Raw genomic sequence first — 23,605 nt, forward strand, 5'->3', positions numbered from 1 at the left:
GGTGGGAATAAGACGAACGCGGGAAGTGTTGAGAATAGCCATGAGAGTTCTTGCAGCAATGAGTGGAGGAGTGGACAGTGCCGTCGCCGCAGCGCGAGCTGTTGAGGCAGGCCACGATGTTGTAGGCGTGCACCTGGCACTGTCGCGAGACCCACAATCCGTTAGGGAATCCTCCCGTGGCTGCTGCTCTCTTGAAGATTCTGCAGACGCTCGTCGCGTGTGCGACAAGCTGGGCATTCCGTTTTACGTGTGGGACTTTTCCGACCGCTTCAAAGAAGACGTCATCGACGACTTTGTCGAATCCTACGCGATGGGGGAAACACCCAACCCGTGCTTGCGCTGCAACGAGAAGATCAAGTTCCGGGCACTGCTGGAGCGTGGCATCGCCCTCGGCTTCGATGCTGTCGCCACTGGACACTACGCGACCATCGATGAGAACGGCTATTTGCGGCGATCGGTAGATCCCAAGAAGGATCAGTCCTACGTGCTTGGTGTGCTGACCGCCGATGAACTTGCACACTGCTACTTCCCTGTGGGCAATACAGAGAAGCCCCAGATCCGGGAAGAAGCCGCTCGGCACGGTTTCTCCGTGGCAAAAAAGCCGGACAGCTACGACATTTGCTTCATTCCCGACGGCAACACGAAGGCCTTTTTGGGTAAGCACATCGGTATGCGCCCCGGCGTAATTGTGGATGAAGACGGCAACAAGCTCCAGGACCATGACGGTGTCTATGGCTACACCATCGGTCAGCGCAAGGGACTGAACATCCGCGTTCCCGCAGCTGACGGACGGCCGCGTTATGTGACGGACATTGATGCAGCAACCGGAACCGTAACTGTTGGTCCGCGCGAGCACCTGGCAGTCCATACGATCATCGCTGACCGCCTCAAGCAACTGCATCCTGCGTTCAATGGAGATGTGGAGTGCCAGGTGCAGGTCCGTGCGCATGGGGAGGTTGTGCCGTGTTCTGCGCACATTGAGGGCGATACTATGACGCTGACGCTCAAGCAACCATTGTCTGGCGTTGCACGTGGTCAGGCGGCAGTTGTCTACCTTCCAGACCAAGCCGGTGACATCGTCCTCGGTTCCGGCACGATCTGCGGGACGGTGCACTAGATGGTTGCCCTAGGGGTCGGTGAAGTTACCGCCGCCACCTTTGCTGAAGCCTGCGATATCGTCATTAGTGAGACGGGGGATCTCCCGCACATCCCGCAGCTTTCCGCTCGCGGACCCTGGTACGATCCGGTCGGCCGAACGACCGCGCTTGTCGACGGCCTTCACGTCGACGTTCGCTCCCGTGGTTGGGTAGTCACGCCACGCGGCAGTCGCGCTGCTAATCGGGCCAAAGACGGTCTTGACAGAGATATCGATACGGTGGAGGAGCTCTGGCCGTCCCATGCGGATACGGTGAAGGTACATTGTCTCGGGCCGTGGTCTTTGGCCACGAAGATGGAGCTTGCCAACGGGCACCGCGTGCTGAGCGATAGGTCGGCGACCATTGACATATCTGAGGCTCTTACTGCAGGTCTTGTTGCTCATGCGAAAGACATTGCGCGGCGCTTTTCCTCCTCTCGCATCGTGGTCCAATTCGACGAGCCGTATCTTGGGTCCATCCGAGCAGGGGCAGTGCCGGGGACATCCGATTTCGACACTCTCCGCCCGGTGCCGGTCGACGAGCTACAGCGAGTTTTGTTTCCTGCTTACGAGGCCGTGCGTGCCGCTGTCGACGAGCAGGTAGCCTATGTTCCCGTAATCAACCAGATCGGGTACGCCCCGCAATGGGACGTAATGCCAAGTGAGGGGGCGCTGATCGATCTGGCATTCGTCACCAATTCCGCACAACTTGATGCTGCGGGTACAGCACTCGAAGAGTTAGCCGATGCAGGTGGCCACTGTGCTGTGTCTGCCAATCGTGATGAACTCGAGCGCGTCTGTAGTGAGCTCGGACAGGACAGGGGAGTCTTTGATATTTGGGCGCGAGGTGGAGCGGAGGCATACCGCACGGCGTACGAGCTTGACCGCTTCATCCGCTAATGCGCGGTAGTCGCTTACGCTATCCACCGCATTTACACACTGCTTAACATTTAACTGGTGAGCTGCTTAACATTTAACTGGTGAGGAAAATTGTTGGAATTTATCCTGTCCTCGTGCTCACCGGAGAATCCTCTCTTGTCTGAGTCTGGCTAAACGACAGGGGGTATTCGATCGCGCGTAAGGACCTGCGATGTAAGAGACAGGTGAGTAATCCTTAAGGAGAATTCATCCACCGGAATTTAGCGTGTGGGCGAAGATGCACTGTGGGGCTTTGAGGGGAGTGGTGCACACCTGAGCTCCAATCTGGACGGCCGCTGAGGAGATCTTGTATTTGGTACCTGTGGTGTGCATGTGAAGCACATCTGCTTCGTGGGGGGTAATTCGGGGGTAATAGGGCGTACAGGGGTAAATTTTCGGGGCAAACATAAGTAATTGGTTTTGCGACGAAAACTTACAAGAAACTGAGCAACCTGAGGTAGTAGCGATTCCTGTAAGTGCACACGTCAAATGGGGGAATGTAAGGGGGTGGCTGTGTGGTTGGCGGGACAAACTCCAATAACCTGCGAATTGAATATTTCATAGACTTACCTTTGTATGTGTTGCGCAGGTACGGAAGATGTGATTTTATTAAGTGCGAAATTTAAGAAACCTTAATGCCGACTTAATTTCATGATTGAAATATAATTTATGCCGGTGTCGGACTGGAGGTAACATGAGTTCTTCATCCAGCGGAACCCAGAAGGTGCTGAAGCGCACTGGGTTCCGCATTGCTGTGGCTGCAGCCACGTCATTGTCAGTTATTGCGGGGGTGACTGTAGCGCCCCATAGCCCAGTGGTAACTGTGGCTGATGCGGCGGAGCCGCCACTCGCACTCAACAGGCCTGCATCCTTTAAGGATCAGGAAACGTGGGGATTCTATGCCAGGGCACTGGAGAGGAGCGGAACCGTAGTTGCGATCCCGCAGGGGCGCTATGCGCTGCCGATCGACTACAACTTCGAAATGCCGGAAGTCTACAACGGAAATGCTTCCCTCGGGACATTTTCCAAGGACTGGAAGCTATGGGATAAAGCTTCTCAGCCTCTGACAGAGACCTTTGGCCCCCGTACTGCTTATGGTACTGCGGGAGCACCGAAGTGGGGTTCAATTGAGCCAGCTCGGAAGAACGCTGCGAGGAAGCTTCTCGATATGTACCTCGATGACTATGTCAACGAGGACTTCTCTGCTGCAAACCGCAAGCTCGTTGCTCTGCAGATCCTGCTTGGCTCGGGCGACAATGGTAAAAAGAAGCTCGTTGATTGGGCCTTCCCGGGTAGGACAGGTCGTGATGAGTTCCAGCAGTGGACTGGTTACAGTCTTTCCACCCAAGATGAGGCCGGTCGCGATGTGGTGAATTTCCAGCACGTTAAGGACGTTGAGGTTCCCGCAGGTGCTCCGGAGCTCGAGGTTGTTGTCCCGCAGGGCTTCAAGAAGAAAGGACATGCTCAGAACACTCCTGCTCGCGTCCTAGTCATCGATCTTGAAAGTGTGCTCAAGAAGGCGACGGAAGGTCCCTCGATTAAGGATGACGACCACGATGGTCTGACTAACGAGGAAGAAGAAAAGCTCGGCACGGATCCGCACAACCCGGACACCGATGGCGACGGCATCGAAGACGGTGACGAGGTAAAGGGCACGAAGAACCCGTTCCCAGGCAAGTTCAATCCCAACGGCAACGTCGGCAATACGGATCCGACGAACCCGGACACTGATGGTGATGGTCTCACCGATGGTGACGAGGTTGACCCGAACAAGGCTGGCCATGTTGTTACCGATCCGAACGACAAGGATTCGGATGATGACGGTCTTACCGATGGTGAGGAAGTTAACGGCTCGAGGAACGATAAGCCTGGCAAGGCGGATCCTACCGGTCCTGAGGGTAATACGAACCCGATGAATAAGGACACCGATGGTGATGGTCTCGCCGACGGCGATGAGCTGAACCCGAGTGAGGGTAGCCGGATTGTCACCAACCCGAACAACCCGGACACTGATGACGATGGCCTCAACGATGGCGACGAGGTCAACGGCAGCCGCAACCCGTTCAAGAACGAAAAGGCTGATCCGGAGGGCAAGCCAGGCAACACGGATCCTACGAAGAAGGATTCCGACGGCGATACTCTCACCGACGGTGATGAGCTGGACCCGACCACAGGCACTCGCGTTGTAACGAACCCGAACAAGGCTGATACCGACGGCGGCGGCGTCGACGATGGCAAGGAAGTTGAGAAGGGCACAAACCCAGTCGATCCCTCCGACGATAAGGGCACTCCTGGACCGAAGCCTGGCGACGACGGTTCTGCTGATCCTGACAACGATGGTCTAACCAATGACCAGGAGAAGGAGCTCGGCACCGATCCGTACAATCCTGACTCCGATGGTGACGGCATCAACGACGGTGATGAGGTCAACGGTGCCAAGAGTAAGTTTCCTGGAAAATACAATCCCAATGGCAAGCCGGGGAACACCAACCCACTTGATCCCGACACCGATGATGACGGTATCAACGACGGTGACGAGCTCGACCCGAACAAGGCTGGTCACGTTGTTACCGATCCGAATGACAAGGACACCGATGGCGACGGCATCGAAGACGGTGACGAGGTAAAGGGCACGAAGAACCCGTTCCCAGGCAAGTTCAATCCCAACGGCAACGTCGGCAATACGGATCCGACGAACCCGGACACTGATGGTGATGGTCTCACCGATGGTGACGAGGTTGACCCGAACAAGGCTGGCCATGTTGTTACCGATCCGAACGACAAGGATTCGGATGATGACGGTCTTACCGATGGTGAGGAAGTTAACGGCTCGAGGAACGATAAGCCTGGCAAGGCGGATCCTACCGGTCCTGAGGGTAATACGAACCCGATGAATAAGGACACCGATGGTGATGGTCTCGCCGACGGCGATGAGCTGAACCCGAGTGAGGGTAGCCGGATTGTCACCAACCCGAACAACCCGGACACTGATGACGATGGCCTCAACGATGGCGACGAGGTCAACGGCAGCCGCAACCCGTTCAAGAACGAAAAGGCTGATCCGGAGGGCAAGCCAGGCAACACGGATCCTACGAAGAAGGATTCCGACGGCGATACTCTCACCGACGGTGATGAGCTGGACCCGACCACAGGCACTCGCGTTGTAACGAACCCGAACAAGGCTGATACCGACGGCGGCGGCGTCAATGATGACAAGGAAATCAAGGGTAACACCAACCCGAATGACCCGTCCGACGATAAAGACACTCCTGACACAAGTGATGGTTCTGCTGATCCGGATAAGGATGGCTTGACCAACGATGAGGAGAAGAAGCACGGCACTGATCCGTACAATCCTGACTCCGATGGCGATGGCATCAATGACGGCGACGAGGTTAACGGCACCCGGAACCCGTACACGAACGACAAGTTTGATCCGAAGGGCAAGCCGGGTAACACCGACCCGATGAACCCGGATACCGATGGTGATGGCCTCACCGACGGTGACGAACTCGACCCGACGCGTGGCTCCGAGAGCGTAACGAACCCGAACGATCCGGACACGGACAAGGGCGGCGTCAACGACGGTGACGAAGTCAAAGACGGCACCAACCCGAATAATAAGGATGATGACTCCAAGAAGCCTGGCGATAAGCCTGGTGAGACCCCTGGCGACAAGCCTGGTAAGGACGACGGTAAGGAAGATCCGGACAAGGACGGCCTGACCAACGACGAGGAGAAGGCTCTCGGTACTGATCCGTTTAACCCGGACACCGATGGTGATGGCATCAAGGACGGTGACGAGGTCTCCGGTGCCAAGAACCCGTTCAAGGACAACAAGTTTGATCCGAAGGGTAAGCCGGGTAACACCAACCCGCTGTCGAAGGACACCGACGGTGATGGCATCCACGATGGTGATGAGCTTGATCCGACCCGTGGTTCTGACAAGGTCACTGACCCGAACGATCCGGATACGGATAAGGGCGGTGTCAAGGACGGTGTCGAGGTTGAAAACGGTACAAACCCGCTAGAGCCCTCCGACGACAACACCAAGCCTGGCGATAAGCCTGGTGAGACTCCCAGTGATAAGCCTGGCACCGACAAGGGCAAGGAAGATCCGGACAAGGATGGCTTGACCAACGATGAGGAGAAGGAGCACGGCACTGATCCGTACAATCCTGACTCCGATGGTGACGGCATCAATGACGGTGACGAGGTTAACGGCAACCGTAACCCGTTCAAGGACAACAAGTTTGATCCGAAGGGTAAGCCGGGTAACACCAACCCGATGAATAAGGACACCGATGGTGATGGTCTCACCGACGGTGACGAGATTGATCCGACCCGTGGTTCTGATAAGGTCACTGACCCGAACGATCCGGATACGGATAAGGGCGGTGTCAACGACGGTGACGAAGTTCACGACGGCACTGACCCGACGAAGCCTTCTGACGACAAGCCGAGCGACGATAAGGGCTCGCAGGATCCCGACAGGGATGGCTTGACCAACGATGAGGAGAAAGAGCACGGCACTGATCCGTACAATCCTGACTCCGATGGTGACGGCATCAATGACGGTGACGAGGTTAACGGCAACCGTAACCCGTTCAAGGACAACAAGTTTGATCCGAAGGGTAAGCCGGGCAACACCAACCCGATGAATAAGGACACCGATGGTGATGGTCTCACCGACGGTGACGAGATTGATCCGACCCGTGGTTCTGATAAGGTCACTGATCCGAACGATCCGGATACGGATAAGGGCGGTGTCAAGGACGGTGTCGAGGTTGAAAACGGCACGAACCCGACGAATCCATCCGATGACAACACCAAGCCCAGTGAGAAGCCTGGTGACAACGATGGTTCTGCCGATCCTGATGGTGATGGCCTGACCAACGATGAGGAGAAGGCTCTCGGTACTGATCCGTTTAACCCGGACACCGATGGTGATGGCATCAATGACGGTGACGAGGTTAACGGCAACCGTAACCCGTTCAAGGACAACAAGTTTGATCCGAAGGGTAAGCCGGGTAACACCAACCCGCTGTCGAAGGACACCGACGGTGATGGCATCCATGATGGTGATGAGCTTGATCCGACCCGTGGTTCTGACAAGGTCACTGATCCGAACGATCCGGATACGGATAAGGGCGGTGTCAAGGACGGTGTCGAGGTTGAAAACGGCTCGGACCCGACTGATCCTGCCGACGATAACACCAAGCCTGGCGACAAGCCTGGTGAGACCCCTGGCGACAAGCCTGGTAAGGACGACGGTAAGGAAGATCCGGACAAGGACGGCCTGACCAACGACGAGGAGAAGGAGCTCGGCACCGACCCGCAGAACCCTGACTCCGATGGCGATGGTTTGAAGGACGGCGATGAGGTCCATAAGCACAACACCGATCCGACGAAGCCTGACACCGATGGTGACGGCATCAACGATGGTGACGAAGTCTCCGGTGCCAAGAACCCGTGGGGTCAGCCCACCGATCCGAAGAATCCTGATTCTGACGGCGACGGTCTAGAGGACGGCGACGAAATCAACCCCAATAAGGGCGATTCTCACATCACCAACCCCGCCGACGCCGATACCGATCACGGCGGTGTCAATGACGGTGACGAGATCAACAAGGGTACTAACCCGAATGACGGTTCCGACGACAAGAAGGACCCCTCAGATCTGCCGACCTACGACGGCTCTGCTGATCCGGACGAGGATGGCTTGACCAACGACGAGGAGAAGGCGCACGGCACTGATCCCTCCAACCCTGACACCGATGGTGATGGCATCAAGGATGGTGACGAGGTCTCCGGTGCCAAGAACCCGTTCAAGGGCAACCAGTTTGATCCGAACGGCAAGCCGGGTAACACCAACCCGCTTAATCCCGACACCGATGGCGATTCCATCAGCGACGGTCAGGAACTGAATCCGGCCGCTGGCGGGAAGCAAACGGATCCGAACTCCTTCAACACCAACCCTGGTGGCATTGGCAAGGACACCCCGGTTCCGAACGATAACGGTAGCGCCGAGGGCTCCAGCGCCGGCAAGTGCTTCCAGCTCGCTACGAACTCGTGGACGAACCCGCTGCTGTGGGGCCTGCCGCTGGCAGCCCTGGGGGCACTAACCCAGGTAGAGATTCCGGCTCTCCCGGCATCTGTCCAGGATGAACTTCGTCGCCTCAACCCCTTCGGCGACAACGGCTTCCGCCAGCCGCAGTGGATGGAGGACGGCAACCGCTGGCTCGCCTCCATCGGCGCCCAGATCAACATCCCGGGTATCCTGGCTCTGCTTGGCGCAGCCGCCTTCATCGCGGTCACAGGTGCGTACTACGCATCCAAGTGCACCACGGGTGTCGGCTGGGACTTCTCGGCGGTGTCCGAGGACGAGAACGCCAACCTGTCCTCCGAAGACAAGATGATCCCCGTCAAGGGCTCCTCTGTTGAGCCCGCCGAGGACGAGGCTGTTGAAGAAACCAACTAATGGGTTAACGCGCGGGAGCGCATCTCGCTCCCGCGTCCGCTCCCACTAGCTGAGCTTCAGCAAAAAACTGCAAAAACACCGCACGCAACAGATCCGTTGCGTGCGGTGTTTTTCATGGTCGCTGTGCCTTCCTGCAGGTAAAAATCCACTGGTAGTTAGTTTGTGGGTTGTGTAGGGCAAAGGTTGCACCACAGACGCACGCACAACAGGCGTACGTACCTCAGGGCCACGCTCACAACATGTGGCGGACGACCTGCCGGTATTCCTGCACTGCAGGATACGAGTTTGTAGTGGGGCTAGGAAGAGAGCTGGAGCGGCCAGGAGAGGTTCACTTCCACGTCCCTGCCCTTTCCAGCGAAGTACTTGGCCAAATCGGACTGCATCTCGTAGTACCATACCGTCTGGCTCTCCATCAGCTCATCGCCATCCATGGTGGTAATTTCTGGCCATCGGCGTGCCTGCTTCCACGCGATGCGTGCGGCGGCGAGGGAATCAGCGCTGGAGTTGTGGGCTTTATCTAGGCGAATCTCGTAGTATTCCGACATCGCCGAGAGGTTGCGCTTTCCGGCGCGGTAATGGTCTTTCTTCTTATCAATGATGTACGGGTCTACAACCAGCCCGTCGATAGTGAAGTCGGGGGAGCACTGGTGCAAAATGGTGAGGTCGAAGCAACCGTTGAAGACGATGAGCGTGAAGCCCTCATCCCACCCGCGGCGGATAAGCTCAACAGTTTTGGCGACGACATCGTCGTGGGGCTCACCGTTGGCCTTGGCGTACTCATTGGATATTCCGTGGACCTTCTCTGCCTCCTCGCTGATCGGAATGCCCGGATCCGCCAGCAGATAGGTTTCGTCGGCATTGGAGCCGTCGATGCGGATGACAGAGGACGTAACAACGTGGGCTTTCAGGGGATCGTTGGTGGTGGTTTCCAGATCGAAAGCCACCATCTTGGACGGGTCAAAGGAGTACACGGTTCAATCCTCCGAAGCTCACTGTGTGCGGATTTTTAGCTATGCACGTTAGGCTACCACCGCCTGAACACACCCCAGACGTGTTTAGCCTGACCTGCCGGGACACAGTCATAATGAAAGCGTGTGTCGGTGAGCGATCTGCCACACACAGGTACACTGAAGCGCGTGTCTGACAAAGCAACTTCCAGTCAACCCATGGACTCCTCCCTCCACGCACGATGGGAGGAGCTCGCAGCCCAGGTGCGGTATCACCGGGACAAGTACTACAACGGAACGCCGGAGATAACGGACGCTGAGTTCGATGTGCTCTTCTCTCAACTCCAACAGTTGGAGGCGGAGCACCCGGGGTTACGGGCACCCGATAGTCCGACTCTCGAGGTCGGCGCGCCGTCGCCCGAGGGGTCAAGCTTTGAAAACATCGCTCACCTGGAGCGGATGTATTCGCTGGATAACGTGTTCAGCAAGGACGAGCTCGAGCAGTGGCTGATCCGTACCCCATCGGACACGTACTCCGTCGAGCTCAAGATCGATGGTGTGTCCATTGACCTTGTGTACCGTGACGGTGAGCTCGCCACTGCGGCGACGCGAGGGGACGGCACGGTGGGGGAGGAGATCACTGCCAATGCCCGGATGATCACTGGTATTCCCGATCACTTACAGGAAAATGACGCGTTCCCGATCCCGAGCGTGTTGGAGGTTCGGGGTGAGGTCTATATCGCCATTGACGATTTTCCCTTGGTCAATGAGCAGCGGCAGCTGGAAAACAAGAAGCCCTTTGCAAATCCCCGTAACGCAGCAGCCGGCTCTATGAGACAGAAGGACCCACAGGCAGTGAAGAAGCGGAAGCTCACTCTCGTTTGCCACGGCATTGGCGCTGCGGAGGGGATTTCCTTCGAGTCGCAGACGGAGGCATACAAGGCGCTCGCTGCCTTTGGTCTGCCTGTGTCGGAATACACCACCGTCGTGCACTCCCATGAGGAGGTGCACGAGATGGTGGAAAAGTGGGCCGATCACCGCCACGATGCCGTCTTCGAGATGGATGGCATGGTGGTCAAGGTCGATAATCGGGAACAGCAGCGCGCGCTTGGGGCAACGTCCCGCGCCCCCAGGTGGGCGATCGCGTACAAGTATCCACCAGAAGAGGCTGTTACGAAGCTTATCGACGTTCGGGTCGGCGTAGGCCGGACCGGCCGGGTTACCCCCTTCGCCATCATGGAGCCGGTGGAAGTGGCCGGGTCAACAGTGGAGATGGCTACTTTGCACAATCAATCCGAGGTCAATCGCAAGGGCGTGCTCATCGGGGATCAGGTTGTGATCCGGAAGGCCGGAGAAGTCATCCCCGAGGTCTTGGGGCCGGTGGCGGATCTGCGCGATGGGACGGAGCGTCCCTTCGTCTTTCCCACTCTGTGCCCGCAGTGTGGGACGAAACTTGCCCCGGCGAAAGAGGAGGATGCGGACTGGAGGTGCCCCAATACCCGTAGCTGCCCGGGCCAACTGGCCGGACGCTTGGAGTACATCGCGGGCAGGGGCGTCTTCGATATTGAAGCACTGGGTGAGAAGGCCGCTGCGGATCTCGTCCGCACGGGAATTCTCACTGACGAGGCGGATCTGTTCACCCTTACCGAGGACGATCTGCTGGATTCTCGGGTGTACACCAACTCCAAGGGGGCCGTAAACGCCGCAGGGAAGAAACTCATCGCAGGTTTGAAGACACAGAAGGAAACAGACCTGTGGCGCGTCATTACGGGTCTATCCATCCGCCACGTCGGCCCCACAGCAGCACGAGCCCTAGCTCGGGAATTCGGCTCGATGGATGCGATCAGGAAAGCAACCGAGGAAGAACTGGCAGCAACGGAGGGCGTTGGAGGTGTCATCGCCGCGTCCATCGTCGACTGGTTCTCGGTCGACTGGCACCGCGCCATCGTCGATGCCTGGGCGGAAGCGGGCGTCACCATGGAGGATGAGCGTGGAGAGGCCAAGGAACAGACGCTCGAGGGACTTACTATCGTCGTCACAGGCTCGCTGGAAAATTACACCCGCGATGGGGTGAAGGAGGCAATCATCGAGCGCGGTGGCAAGGCATCCGGAAGCGTGTCCAAGAAGACGGACTACGTTGTCGTGGGCGCAAACGCCGGTTCCAAGGCTGCGAAAGCCGAGGAACTCGGCCGGCCAATCATCAACGAACAGCAGTTTGAGGAGTTGCTCGCTACCGGCGCGGTGACCTCGCTTCTCTAAACTGTCTGCCTAAAACAGCAAGAAGCAAGGGCTTTCCCGCGATGTTTCCTGTGCAGGCCTTCCTAGGCGGGCTCTCCTATGCAAGCTCTCCTATGTGAGCTGTCCTGTCGAGCTTTCCAACGTGGGCACTCCCGGGCAGGATAGCCAGCGCAGGTTTTTGTTCCGCAGATCTAGGATTGTCGGCTGAGCATCGTCCCGATGATGACTCCAAGGTCTCCCAGGTGGGCAATTTCGGAGCCCAGGAAGTCCGGTCCACCGGGTCGACCGATGACCATGATGAGATCGGTGCCGGTGAGAGGAGCAGCGGCCAGGGAAGCGTCGAGAAGCGTCCAGGATTCAGGAATCCAGTCCTCGGTCTCGGGGTTGAGCATCCGGCACGAATCCACCTCGACATTGGAGGGGTGCGTGCCATCGTCCGAGGGGGCGGCCGCAGAGGCTGCGACGCGGGTGAGCTCAGGAGTTTCGCGCAGAATGATGCACCAGCCGGCGGTCATTGTCTGAGGCATGACGTTTGCCAGCTCGTCTAGGGCATTGCGGGTGCTAGCAGCGTGCTCAGCAAAGCGTGCGAGCATCTGCACCTGTCCACGTCGATCCACCCTGCCGGAAAACGGGCGAATCGAATCGATGACCGCGTTTTCGTCCTGCTGGGCGGCGGTGACCAGGGTGTCGGGGAGAGCACCCTGGGGAAGCGTGATGACGATATCGTCCATGACTGTGCCATCGGGGAACTGCTCAACCACGTCTACGGATTGAATGTTTCCCTCGGTCAGCCCAACTGAGCTGGCGAGACGTCCGAGAGCGCCGGGTTCGTCGGGGAGCAGCACACGGATGAGATAAGAAGTCTCCATCACGATCACAGCCTTTTTATCGTTCTTGATTGGGGTTTAACGTAGGCATTGTAACCAAACACTTGCCCGGAATGGAAGATATAGACAGCTCGGTATGTCGATGGGGAGCACGCGCTGCCTGCTGTGGAGGCGGGGTACGGTAGAGTCAAAGAGATAAGAATGTAGCTCGTTACTACACTTACGATTCGTAACAGAACACTTTAGAGAAAAGAAAAGGGGAAGCTCGCGTGCCTCAAATTTCTCGCGATGAGGTGGCTCATCTCGCCACACTCGCCAGGTTGGCGCTGAGCGAAGAGGAGATTACCACCTTCGCTAGCCAGATCGACGGCATCATTGGCCACGTATCAGCAGTTCAGAACGTGGACACAGAGGGAGTGGAACCCATGAGCCATCCCCATGCCACGCACACCGCGATGCGGAAAGATACCGTTGCCCCGTCCTTGTCGCAGGAGGCTGCGCTGGACCAGGCTCCGGAAAAGGAAGAGGATAAGTTCGTCGTACCGCAGATTCTGGGGGAATAACGTTATGAGCACAGATAATACTTTTCTTGCAGAATCCACCACGGGTCTGACCTCCCTGAGCGCCTCCGAGCTCGCGGAGAAGATTCATAGCCGTGAAGTTAGCTCCGTGGAAGCAACCCAGGCTCACCTCGACCGCATTGCCGAGGTTGACGAGGAGCTCGGGGCCTTCCTCCACGTCGGTGCCGATGAGGCACTTGCTGCTGCCCGTGCAGTAGACGAGTCCCTGGACAAGGGAGAAAAGCCCGCGTCTCCTCTCGCCGGTGTGCCGCTGGCACTCAAGGATGTCTTTGTCACCACTGACGCGCCGACGACATGTGCATCCAAGATGCTTGAGGGCTACATGAGTCCTTACGATGCCACCGTCGTAACGAAGATTCGCGGCGCTGGTATTCCGATCCTGGGCAAGACGAACATGGACGAGTTTGCGATGGGCTCCTCCACCGAGAACTCTGCTTACCATGTCACCAAAAACCCCTGGGACCGCACGCGTACCCCGGGTGGCTCCGGTGGCGGCACCGCTGCAGCACTAGCTTCCGGCGAAGCCCCGATCGGTATCGGAACGGACACGGGCGGTTCCATTCGTCAGCCCGCAGCGTTGACAGGCACCGTGGGCGTGAAGCCCACCTACGGTGGCGTGTCGCGTTACGGCCTCGTCGCCTGTGCGTCTTCCCTCGATCAGGGTGGCCCCTGCGCGCGCACGGTGCTGGACACCGCGCTGCTGCACGAAGTCATTGCAGGCGTTGACCCGCACGATGCAACGACCGTTGATACGCCCGTTCCGGATGTCGTTGGTGCAGCTCGCGAGGGCGCAAAGGGTGACCTCAGCGGCGTGAAAGTCGGCGTGGTTAAGCAGTTCGTTCGCGAAGGCTACCAGCCCGGTGTGCTGGAAAACTTCCAGCAGTCTATGGAGAAGTTGCGGGGTCTCGGCGCAGATATCGTCGAGGTCGACTGTCCGCACTTCGACGATGCCATCGGCACGTATTACCTCATTCAGTTCTCGGAGATTTCCTCGAACCTTGCCCGTTTCGACGGCATGCGGTACGGCCTGCGTGAGGGCGACGATGGAAAGCACTCCGCTGCTGAGGTGATGAGCATCTCCCGCGCCGCAGGCTTCGGCCCGGAGGTGAAGCGCCGTATCCTCGCTGGCACCTACACGCTGTCTGTTGGCTACTACGATGCCTACTACCTCAAGGCTCAGCGTGTGCGTGCGCTGATCGCGCAGGACTTTGCTAAGGCATACGAACAAGCCGAAGTTCTCGTCGCGCCTGTGACACCGACCACGGCGTTTGCCCTCGGCGAGAAGGTGAACGATCCGCTGGCCATGTACAACTTCGACCTGTTCACGCTGCCGCTGAACCTCGCAGGTCTCGGTGGTATGAGTGTTCCGGCTGGCCTGGCAAGCGACACGAACCTCCCGGTTGGTTTGCAGATCATGGCCCCGGCGTTCAAGGATGATCGCCTGTACAAGGTTGGTGCCGCATTCGAAGCAGCACGTAGCTAAAGTTCTCAAAACGGATCCCGCAGTTCAAGCGCAGTGGGATCCGTTTTGCTTTCTGTACCTTTGGTATTTGAGTGACGGACTGGAGTCTGACGCGCGCTCAGCCACTGTGGCTCTGAAGTAAGGGCTTATAAGCAAGTACCAAGGAGGGCTATTACACTCGTAGGAATGACTCAGGGAGCCCCCGGACACGTTGCTGTCCCCGCTATCACTCCGTACGTGTATCTCGCATCCGCAGCGATGTCGATTCTCGGCAACGCGGTGGCGAGTATTGTGTGGCCGTGGATGGTCCTTGAACGCTCGGGCAATCCGGCGGCAGCGGGGATCGTCGCTACCGCGATTGCAGTTCCGTCTCTCATCTTTGCGTTTGTCGGCGGGCATCTGGTTGATACCGTAGGCAGGAAGCCGATGTCCGTTGTTTCCGATGTGGTCTCAGCACTGTCCATCGTGCTGCTCATCATGGTGGACCATGTGGCTGACCTGTCGCTGGGGTGGTTCATTGCTTTGGGGATCTTCGGGGCCGTGGGCGATGTCCCTGGAATGAGCGCACGTTCGGCGCTTGTGGGCGATGTCGTAACGGAGAAAATGACCCTCGACAGGCTCTCTGGAGTTAACCAGACGATCGCGAGCTTCGGTTTCCTCGTGGGACCCGCACTCGCCGGTGTCCTACTCAGCACCCTAAACATGACAGACGTGTTGTGGATCACGGCAATTTGCTCCTTCGCTGCAGCTGGCCTGACGACGCTTCTACCCGTCGGTACCTCAGCAGCCGCAGGGGAAGGGGAAACACTGCGTGGTTCCCTAGGATCGTGGAAGCGGATCCTTGCTGTGCCAGCGATTAGACTCATCGCCGTCGTGTCATTGGCATCCACCGTCTGCGTGGCACCGTTGTTGGCAGTGTTGTTGCCGGCGCACTTCCAGTCGATCGACCGTCCAGGGCTCCTCGGCATCACAATGAGTGCCTACGCGGTGGGAGAAATCGTTGGAGGGGCTTATGTGGCGTGGAGAGGTACGCAGCGCCGGCGCGCGATGTGGGCTGTAGCTGCGGGGCTGGAGATCGTCGGCATGCTGTTTTTCACCGTGATCCAGTTGAACTGGACAGCGATGGTCGGCATGGTGATCGCGGGCATCGGAGGTGGGCTGTTCGCCCCGATGATAATGGTGATCGTCACGGAGGGTGTCGCAAATGACGTTCGTGGCCGAGCCTTCTCACTTTTTAACGCTCTCGGAATGTTCGCGGCTCCGATCGGATTAGTCATTGTCACGGGGCTGCTCCATTGGTTGAATATCTACCACGTCTGCATTGTGCTGAGCTTGGTATTTTTGGGTGTTGGCTCCTGGTCCATAGCCCGGGGCTGGGCGGTGCTTCCTCGATACGCAAACGCGAACAACGAGGGGAGGACGGTTCACGCAGACGGGGTGGATTGCGGAGACCATGAGAGGCAGTGACCGACGGTGGGAAACGGTGGGAAACGGTGATCGACGGTGAGCGATACGGGTGATCCGGTGGAGCATGGCAATTAACAGCCAAAACGGGGTAACCAAAAACAAATAACGACTCCGCGTTTTTGGTTATGCACGGGCGGGCGCAATTTGCTGACCTGCGATGGTTCGCCTCAACTCTCCAAATTCCTTGAGGTTCGCTAATATCGGGTCTATGCGTATTGCTACTTTGACTTCTGGTGGTGACTGTCCCGGCCTGAACGCCGTGATCCGAGGTATCGTCCGTACGGCGAGCTCAGAATTCGGCTCGACTGTGGTTGGCTATCAGGATGGCTGGGTCGGCTTGATGGAAGATCGCCGAGTCCAGCTTTACGACGACGACAACATCGACAAGATCCTTCTTCGTGGCGGCACCATTCTTGGTACCGGTCGCCTGCACCCCGAAAAGTTCAAAGCAGGCATCGCCCAGATCAAGGAAAACCTCCGCGAGGCCGAGGTCGATGCGCTCATTCCGATCGGCGGTGAGGGCACCCTCAAGGGTGCACAGTTCCTCGCTGACAATGGCATTCCGGTTATAGGTGTGCCGAAGACCATCGATAACGATGTGAACGGCACAGACTACACCTTCGGTTTTGACACCGCAGTATCAGTGGCGACAGAGGCTATTGACCGCTTGCATACGACGGCTGAGTCCCACAACCGCGTGATGATCATGGAGGTAATGGGACGCCACGTAGGCTGGATCGCTTTGCACGCCGGCATGGCAGGTGGCGCACACTACACCGTTATCCCCGAGTACCCCTTCGATATCAATGACATCTGCAAGGCGATGGAGCGCCGGTTCCAGATGGGGGAGAAGTACGGCATTATTTGTGTTGCTGAGGGCGCTTTGCCTAGGGAGGGGACGATGGATTTCAAGGAGGGGGAAGAGGACGAGTTTGGGCATAAGACCTTCAATGGTATCGGCCAGGTGATTGGTGACGAGATTCATAAGCGCCTAGGCCATGATGTGCGGACGATGGTTTTGGGTCATATTCAGCGTGGTGGTACGCCGACGGCGTTCGATCGTGTGCTTGCGACTCGTTATGGTGTGGCTGCTGCTCGTGCTGCTCATAAGGGGGAGTCTGGTAAGTGTGTTGCGCTCCATGGTGAGCATATTGAGTTGATTGATTTGCAGGAGGCTGTGGGTACGTTGAAGTCCGTGCCTTTGAGCCGTTACGCTACTGCACAGGCACTCTTCGGGTAGAACAGCGATTCTGGCGGCTGGGTTTCTCTTGTAGTCCATGTCGCTCGCATGGGGCCATGCCCCCATCCGTAGGTTTCTTTGGCACCCACGGGTTGTGGGACCCTGCAGGAGATTCCCCTGCAGGAGATTATAGACACCCACAGGATTCATCCCGTGGGTGTTTTGCTTGTCGACGCCTATCGTCGCGGTGTGGTCGCAGTCCTGAGGAGTTCGGCAAGCCGGTCGATCTGACTGTGCGTGTGCGCCGCAGAGACCGTTACGCGGATGATCGCCTCGCCTCGTGGCACCGTGGGGTAGCGCATAGCTGGTGCCCACACGCCGTGCTCACGGAGAAAATCTGCAACGCGGACGGCATTGCGCTCGTCGCCAATCGTGACGGGAATAATCGGTGTCATTGGTCCCGCTTTGGAGGCATCGAGGGCAGTGCGTGCGTATTCGATGTTTGAATGGAGTATCGCCACAACGTCAGATTCCTGGATCAGTCGCAGTGCCGTGAGGCTTGCGGCTACCACTCCTGCGGAAAGCGCAGTGGAGTAAACGTAGCTGCGCGCGTGGTTGCGCAAATACATGCCTAGCTCTTTGTCGCAACATACGAAGCCGCCCTCGGAGCCGAAAGCCTTGGACAGCGTCCCGACGAGGATCTCCGGGCGCACACCGGTGAGCTCGGCTGCGCCTCTGCCCGTGTCTCCGAGCGTGCCCAGCCCGTGCGCATCGTCGACGATAAGTGGCGCACCGCAGTCATGTAATCCAGGAAGATCGGCGATGTCTCCTCCCATGGAGAAGAGACCGTCGGTAACGACGAGGGGGAGTCGCCCGGAAACCTTTTCTGGCACCCCACCGTGCGCGTAGACGTGCATGGTGGCCCCTTTGCGGCGAGCGAGGGAGAGGCCGTCGATAAGCGAGGCGTGGTTGGCCGCGTCGGAATAGAAAGTGGGGGAAAGCTCACCCAGTGACTGAAGCAGTCCGACATTGGCCTGGTAGCCGGTGGCAAACAGGACACACTCCGGATAGCCCAGCCAGGAAGCAAGTTCTTCTTCCAACCGCGTGTGCAGGTGTGTTGTACCTGTAGTCAGCCTGGATCCTCCAGATCCCGCACCGTAGCGATGGAGCGCGTCCGTGCTGGCTCGGACTACCTCCGGGTGTGTCGCAAGGCCCAGATAGTTTGAGGAAGAGAACAGTGTGTAGTTCTTCCCGTCCACGATGCACTCCGTGTCCTGGCCCGTGGTAAACACGTGCTCCGAGCGGGACAGTCCGCTTGACCGCCACGTCTTGTTACGGGAATGGAGCTCGTCAGTTAATGAGGTCGGCTGGGGCGGTGGTGTGCGCACGAGTACCGGCTCGTGCTCGAGGTAAGCGATAATTTGTTCGACACTTGCCTGCGTTAGGTCGACGAAGAACGCCCGGCCACCACGTGCGCCAGGTGCGATGCGGGGAATTCGGTGGTACACACCGTCGCGGGCAATATAGCCGGTGGTGTAGCTCGTGTCGTCTGAAACGCAGAGTTCTGCAACGATCCCAGGACAAGACAGCGTTTTTGTGGCCAAGACAAGAGCCTCGCGGAAGTGGTCCTTTGTTGCCTTTGCCTGGACCCCGTGAGTGAGCTCGGCCCAATCCATGTGCGTGACGCGTACGCCCCGCTCGTGATTGGGTTCGACCCGTCTGCCCGTAGCAATATCGATGAGCGCTGCCCCGCGCATCGTCTCCGGTGAGGTGACTACCTCCCATCCGCTTTCCGGAAGGCCGGAAAGAAGCTCCGGGATGCACTCGGGGCCAGCGTGTTCCTGCACAGCGAGGGGATCTAACAACCTGGGTGGGGAGGCCACCTGCTCGCAGGTGAGGGTAAGTGAGTCGGGCGTTCCGAGCTCGTGGGTGAAGCCCCGGGTAACCAAACTGGTGGCGATGCCGGGGATGTCTTCGGTGTGGGAGGTTAGGCGCTCTGCTCCAGAGATATGTGTGGATTGGCGGGATGCGCGCATGCGGACGGAGTAGAAAGGAGTCACCAACCCAGTGTAACTAGAACTGCGTTTAAGCTAAGCGAAATTAGTTAACAAGAGTTGGCATGAATACTGTTTTTTAAGGTGGCCCGTGACCGACAGGTGAGGTGCCCCGAACATCTTTCCGCCTTACATTTCCGTTTCGGCGCGGATGAGAACTGGGCGATGCTCCAGGTAGGCGATGGCCTCCTGCGGGGTGGTGACGTGGGTGTCAAGGTAGAACGCTCTACCCCCGCCACGCTGTCCCAGCTCTTTCATCTTGGGGATGCGGTAGAAGCCCCCGTCTCGGACAATATAGCCACTGGTAAACCCGGGGTCGTCACTGATAGCGAGCTCGGCGACCATACCGGGGCAGTGGTGCACTTTGGTAGCGAGCGCAACCGACTCACGGAAGTGGTCTTCTTCCTCTGTGATGGGCGTGAATTCCCAGTCCATCATAGAGACGCGAATACCTCTATCTGGGTCAGGTTCCAGGCGCTTGCCGGTGTGAACATCGATGAGCGCTGCCCCGCGCATACGGATTTCACTGGCTGCGATCTGGTGGCCGATCTCGGGAAGGCCGTCCAGAAGATCACCGACCTCTTTCACGTTCTTAACCGGCAGCTGGTTAAGAACGAGGGGCGTGGTTCGCACTTGATCCACAGTTATGTGGATTTCATCGGGGACACCGAAAGAGTGGTTGAGTGCTCGCGATGTGAGCGCAGAGGTGATTGTCGGGATGTAGACCTGCTGGGTGATTCGCTCGGCGCCGGAGACGTGGATGCCACCGCGAGAAGCGCGCATGCGGACAGAAAAATACTCTTCATTCACATTTTTCTAGTGTACGTATTGCTCGATGGTTGTCGTTGAACAATACGCGGGATGTGGTGGAATTAACACGCCTTCTGGGGCTAGTGGAGCGAGCAAACAGAAAGTCGGTGGCGGAGAAATCGGTGGGGCGGAAAAGGAAAGCCCAGCCCGGGGGCTGGGTACGGGGACGAGTGCGGAGGGTTACATGATGACGACCGCTTGCACCGCCAGGATTTTGATAATCATTGCGATGGCGAAGAGGGCAGAGTAACCGGAGTTGGTGCGGGGATCGTCGACAAGCGATTGCGCGTGGGTGAGTAGCGCTGGCTGGCCGACAAAGCCGGCCATGGCACCGGCGGTGCGTGGCATGGAGAGTCCCAGCGTGCGACCGACGAAGGCGAGGGCCACGAGCATGACGGCGAGGAGCACGCCGGCGATGAGTCCTACCTTGATACCCTCGGCGCTGAATGCCGTCGCCGCGAACATCTGGCCGGAGGACAGGCCTACCGTAGCGAGGAAGATGACCAGACCGAACTGGCGGATGGTGAGGTTTGCAGATGTGGGCATCCCCCAAACGAAGGGTCCGGTGCGCTCGAGGTAACCGAGCCAGATGCCCACAACCATGGGGCCTGCCGCGCTCCCCAGTGCAACGGCTGCACCGCCGATAGGCAGGGTGATGAGACCGAGGGCGATGCCGAGCGCGATACCCATGCCAGCTGTCATATAGTCCACCTCGGTGTTCTCCTTCTCGGAGTTGCCCAGGTAGTCCTTGATGGAGTCCAAGGCGGACACTGGGGAGACGACGAGGAGTCTGTCGCCGAGCTGCACCTCCGCCTCAGCCTCCGCGAGCATCACCTCGTCGCCACGGCGAATCCGCGTCACAATCGCGCCGAAGCGCAGCGGTATATAGAGATCTGCGATTGAACGGCCAGCGAGACGGCTGTCGGAGACAAGGATCCATTGGAAATCCACCTCGGAGCGATCCTCCGTGAGGTTGAGGTCGGAGGCGTGGCCGAGAGCATCGACTGCTGTGTCCACGGCCTCCGGGTAGCCCACGATGACAATCGCGTCGCCGGGAAGAAGTTCCTGGGCTGGGTGCGCGACAGACGTGTGTCCGTTTCGCCGGATATAGGAGACGCGTACCGAGCCACCATAGGTGCCGGGGACGGACGCGATGCCGGGGATTTCGGAAACGCGCATCGGTGTATCGACGATTGCTGTCGTGTTCACGAGACCTTCCGAGGCAGCGTGAGCGGGGTCATTTGTCGCGGGGAAGCGCATACGGGCCAGGATCGTCAGTGCGATCATCGTGACGATGACACCAACGGGGTAGGCGATGGAGTAGCCAACTGCTGGGTTCATCGCCCCGCCGAGGGCATCCTGCGCAGCCGCGAGTGCCGGGGTGGCGGTGAGCACACCCGCGTACATGCCCCCGATCATGCCCGCGTCCACGCCAAAGAACTTACCTGCCACAAGGGCCAGAGCAGCCATCGCGACGAGAATGACCGTCGCTCCGATGTACAGTTTGTACTGGCGTTTGAATTCGCGAACAAATGACGGACCAGCTGCCAAGCCGATGGTGTACACGAAGAGGGCGAGGCCTACCGTCTGTACGAGGCCGAGTCCCTCACCTAATCGTGGATCCAGCGCGCCGACGGCGAGACCAACGAAAAGTGCACCTGCCGGTCCGAAGCGTAACGGCCCGAATGGGATCGAGCCAAGGACCGTTCCCAAGGCGATCACAACAAACAGTGTCAAGATCGGAGTATCCGCAAGTATTTCTATCACCTAAGTATGTTCTCAAAGATTTCCCCATTCCGGAAAACGAGTACGTGAGAGAGGCAGTAAACCTGGGAATTTGCTAGCAATTCCCTTCGATCCGTTGTCCACGGGAAACACGTCCCATACAGGACACAGGGGGCGCTAATTATAGGGAAATAGCAGCGTAGCGCGTAGAAAAAATACGTTAGCTGTGTAGAATTGCCCCCGTTACTGTATCCGATAACGGAGGTATGCGTGTCTTTTAGACGAACACTGTCCATCGCTCTCGCCTTCATTGGCCTCTTGGTCGGTGCGGGCTTCGCTACAGGCCAGGAGGTGATCCAATACTTTGTGGCTGCCGGCAGCGTCGGTGTCATCGGCGCCATTATCGCCGGTGTCATTATCGCTGGAGCTGGCCTCGTCATCCTTCAGCTGGGGAGCTACTTCCAGGCAGACGAGCACAACAAGGTGTTCACATCGGTTTCGCATTCCGTCGTCGCCAGATTCCTGGACATCGCGGTGATCATCACCCTGTTCGCTTTTGGTTTTGTCATGCTCGCCGGGGCCGGATCCACGTTGACACAGCAATTCGGCTGGCCAGCATGGATTGGGTCCACGGTGATGCTGGCACTCGTCCTCATTTCCGGGTTCCTGGACGTGGAAAAGATCACCGATGTCATCGGCGCGCTCACGCCGTTGGTGATCATCATGGTGATCGTCGCGTTTGGGTACTCCATGACACAGCTTCCCGTTGACACGGAGGTGCTCAATCAGGCTGCGCAGACTGCGAATATGCCTGTCACCCCGTGGTGGATTTCCGCTGTTAACTATGCGGGTCTTGCGCTTATCCTGGGTGTCTCCATGGTCCTCGTCATCGGTGGTAACTACCTTGATCCCCGTGAGGCTGGCATCGGTGGTTTGGCCGGTGGCGTGGTGTACATGCTGCTGCTGGCCATGGCTGCAACCTCTATCTACATCAACATTGATGACATCGTGGGCACGGATGTGCCCATGCTCGCTTTGTTCCAGAACCTGCAGGGCTGGGCAGGCTACATCATTGTGTTCATCGTCTACGCGATGGTTTACAACACGTGCATCGGTATGTTCTACGCGCTGGGCCGTCGCCTGGCAGCGGGGAAGCAGTCCAAGTTCCGCTTCTACTTCACGATTACGTCGATCATTGGTTGGGCCGTGAGCTTCATCGGCTTCCAGGATCTCATGGGCGTGGTCTACCCGGCACTTGGCTACCTGGGTGTCGTGCTCGTTGCCACGCTGGTTATTGCCTACCTGCGTGAGCGTCCGAAGATTTCCGTTGAGGCGCAGCGCCGCGTGCGTATCCGCCAGCTGTTCTACAAGCATGAGCACCCGGATAAGGGCGATCTCACGCGCAAGGAGCAGCGTGAGCTCACCAAGCTCGTGGAGCAGTCCCCGGTAGATAACGAGGAGCTGCAGAACACCGTTACCGAGGAAGTCGTCCAGGCACTCGATAGCGACGATGATGTCGACTACTCCGCTGATGAAGAGGGGCAGGAAGCATCCTTCGATGATTTCGATATCGCTTCCACTCCGTCCACTCCGACACCTGCTGCAGATGGGGCCTCGACCGGCTCCACCAAAGTAGAAAAGTAAATAGAGAAGAGTAATAAACAGAAAAGTACGAGCACCATCCAGCGTGGACGTGCTCCTGAAGCCGCCCCTAGGGGCGGCTTTTTCGTGCCTGTATGACGGAGAAAGCATCGACAAAACTCTTGTGTTATGTCATCGT

At 58.1% G+C, this 23,605-nt stretch carries 14 protein-coding genes; 9 read left to right on the top strand and 5 right to left on the bottom strand.

The window, feature by feature from the left end:
• Positions 1-40: 40 nt before the first annotated feature.
• From mnmA to CGLUCO_RS05300, 3 genes are all read left to right on the top strand, one after another.
• Complete coding sequence (gene mnmA / locus CGLUCO_RS05290; RefSeq protein WP_081446554.1) at positions 41-1,117, top strand: tRNA 2-thiouridine(34) synthase MnmA; 1,077 nt, start codon at positions 41-43, stop codon at positions 1,115-1,117.
• A complete protein-coding gene (locus CGLUCO_RS05295; RefSeq protein ID WP_005396069.1) occupies positions 1,118-2,035 on the top strand; it encodes a uroporphyrinogen decarboxylase/cobalamine-independent methonine synthase family protein in 918 nt (305 codons plus the stop codon).
• 712 nt (positions 2,036-2,747) lie between these two features.
• Positions 2,748-8,534 (top strand): hypothetical protein, encoded by a 5,787-nt coding sequence (locus CGLUCO_RS05300; protein ID WP_198481421.1) that lies wholly within the window; start codon positions 2,748-2,750, stop codon positions 8,532-8,534.
• A gap of 296 nt (positions 8,535-8,830) precedes the next feature.
• On the opposite strand, the gene CGLUCO_RS05305 is transcribed toward CGLUCO_RS05300, so the two are convergent.
• Positions 8,831-9,505 carry a 3'-5' exonuclease gene (locus CGLUCO_RS05305; protein ID WP_005392200.1) on the bottom strand — a complete coding sequence of 225 codons (675 nt, stop codon included), beginning with the start codon at positions 9,503-9,505 and terminating at the stop codon, positions 8,831-8,833.
• A 195-nt stretch (positions 9,506-9,700) separates the two neighbouring features.
• On the opposite strand from CGLUCO_RS05305, the gene ligA reads away from it, so the two are divergent.
• Entirely contained in the window at positions 9,701-11,740 is a 2,040-nt protein-coding gene (gene ligA / locus CGLUCO_RS05310) for an NAD-dependent DNA ligase LigA (protein ID WP_005396074.1), read from the top strand.
• Positions 11,741-11,910: 170 nt separating this feature from the next.
• Here ligA and CGLUCO_RS05315 read toward each other — a convergent pair whose 3' ends face one another.
• Entirely contained in the window at positions 11,911-12,588 is a 678-nt protein-coding gene (locus CGLUCO_RS05315; RefSeq protein WP_034989622.1) for an ACT domain-containing protein, read from the bottom strand.
• A 227-nt stretch (positions 12,589-12,815) separates the two neighbouring features.
• Here CGLUCO_RS05315 and gatC point away from each other — a divergent pair, with 227 nt between their 5' ends.
• The 4 genes from gatC to CGLUCO_RS05335 all read left to right on the top strand — a co-directional run bounded on the left by gatC (position 12,816) and on the right by CGLUCO_RS05335 (position 17,296).
• Positions 12,816-13,109 (top strand): Asp-tRNA(Asn)/Glu-tRNA(Gln) amidotransferase subunit GatC, encoded by a 294-nt coding sequence (gene gatC / locus CGLUCO_RS05320; protein ID WP_005392205.1) that lies wholly within the window; start codon positions 12,816-12,818, stop codon positions 13,107-13,109.
• 4 nt (positions 13,110-13,113) lie between these two features.
• Entirely contained in the window at positions 13,114-14,610 is a 1,497-nt protein-coding gene (gatA, locus tag CGLUCO_RS05325) for an Asp-tRNA(Asn)/Glu-tRNA(Gln) amidotransferase subunit GatA (protein WP_005396076.1), read from the top strand.
• 165 nt (positions 14,611-14,775) lie between these two features.
• Positions 14,776-16,056 carry an MFS transporter gene (locus tag CGLUCO_RS05330; RefSeq protein ID WP_005392209.1) on the top strand — a complete coding sequence of 427 codons (1,281 nt, stop codon included), beginning with the start codon at positions 14,776-14,778 and terminating at the stop codon, positions 16,054-16,056.
• A gap of 208 nt (positions 16,057-16,264) precedes the next feature.
• Positions 16,265-17,296 carry a 6-phosphofructokinase gene (locus CGLUCO_RS05335; protein WP_084036236.1) on the top strand — a complete coding sequence of 344 codons (1,032 nt, stop codon included), beginning with the start codon at positions 16,265-16,267 and terminating at the stop codon, positions 17,294-17,296.
• Positions 17,297-17,472: 176 nt separating this feature from the next.
• On the opposite strand, the gene CGLUCO_RS05340 is transcribed toward CGLUCO_RS05335, so the two are convergent.
• From CGLUCO_RS05340 to CGLUCO_RS05350, 3 genes are all read right to left on the bottom strand, one after another.
• Complete coding sequence (locus tag CGLUCO_RS05340; protein WP_084036235.1) at positions 17,473-19,296, bottom strand: 6-carboxyhexanoate--CoA ligase; 1,824 nt, start codon at positions 19,294-19,296, stop codon at positions 17,473-17,475.
• Between the two features lie 123 nt (positions 19,297-19,419).
• The gene (locus CGLUCO_RS05345; protein ID WP_005392214.1) at positions 19,420-20,100 is read right to left on the bottom strand and encodes a 6-carboxyhexanoate--CoA ligase; all 681 of its coding nucleotides are present in this window, start codon (positions 20,098-20,100) and stop codon (positions 19,420-19,422) included.
• Positions 20,101-20,280: 180 nt separating this feature from the next.
• Positions 20,281-21,837, bottom strand: coding sequence for an aspartate:alanine exchanger family transporter (locus tag CGLUCO_RS05350; protein ID WP_232621859.1), 1,557 nt, complete (start codon positions 21,835-21,837; stop codon positions 20,281-20,283).
• Between the two features lie 258 nt (positions 21,838-22,095).
• Between CGLUCO_RS05350 and CGLUCO_RS05355 the strand changes: the two genes are divergently transcribed.
• A complete protein-coding gene (locus CGLUCO_RS05355; protein WP_084036233.1) occupies positions 22,096-23,469 on the top strand; it encodes a YkvI family membrane protein in 1,374 nt (457 codons plus the stop codon).
• Positions 23,470-23,605: the final 136 nt, after the last annotated feature.

Source organism: Corynebacterium glucuronolyticum DSM 44120, assembly GCF_030440595.1.
In the GTDB taxonomy this organism is placed as follows: domain Bacteria; phylum Actinomycetota; class Actinomycetes; order Mycobacteriales; family Mycobacteriaceae; genus Corynebacterium; species Corynebacterium glucuronolyticum.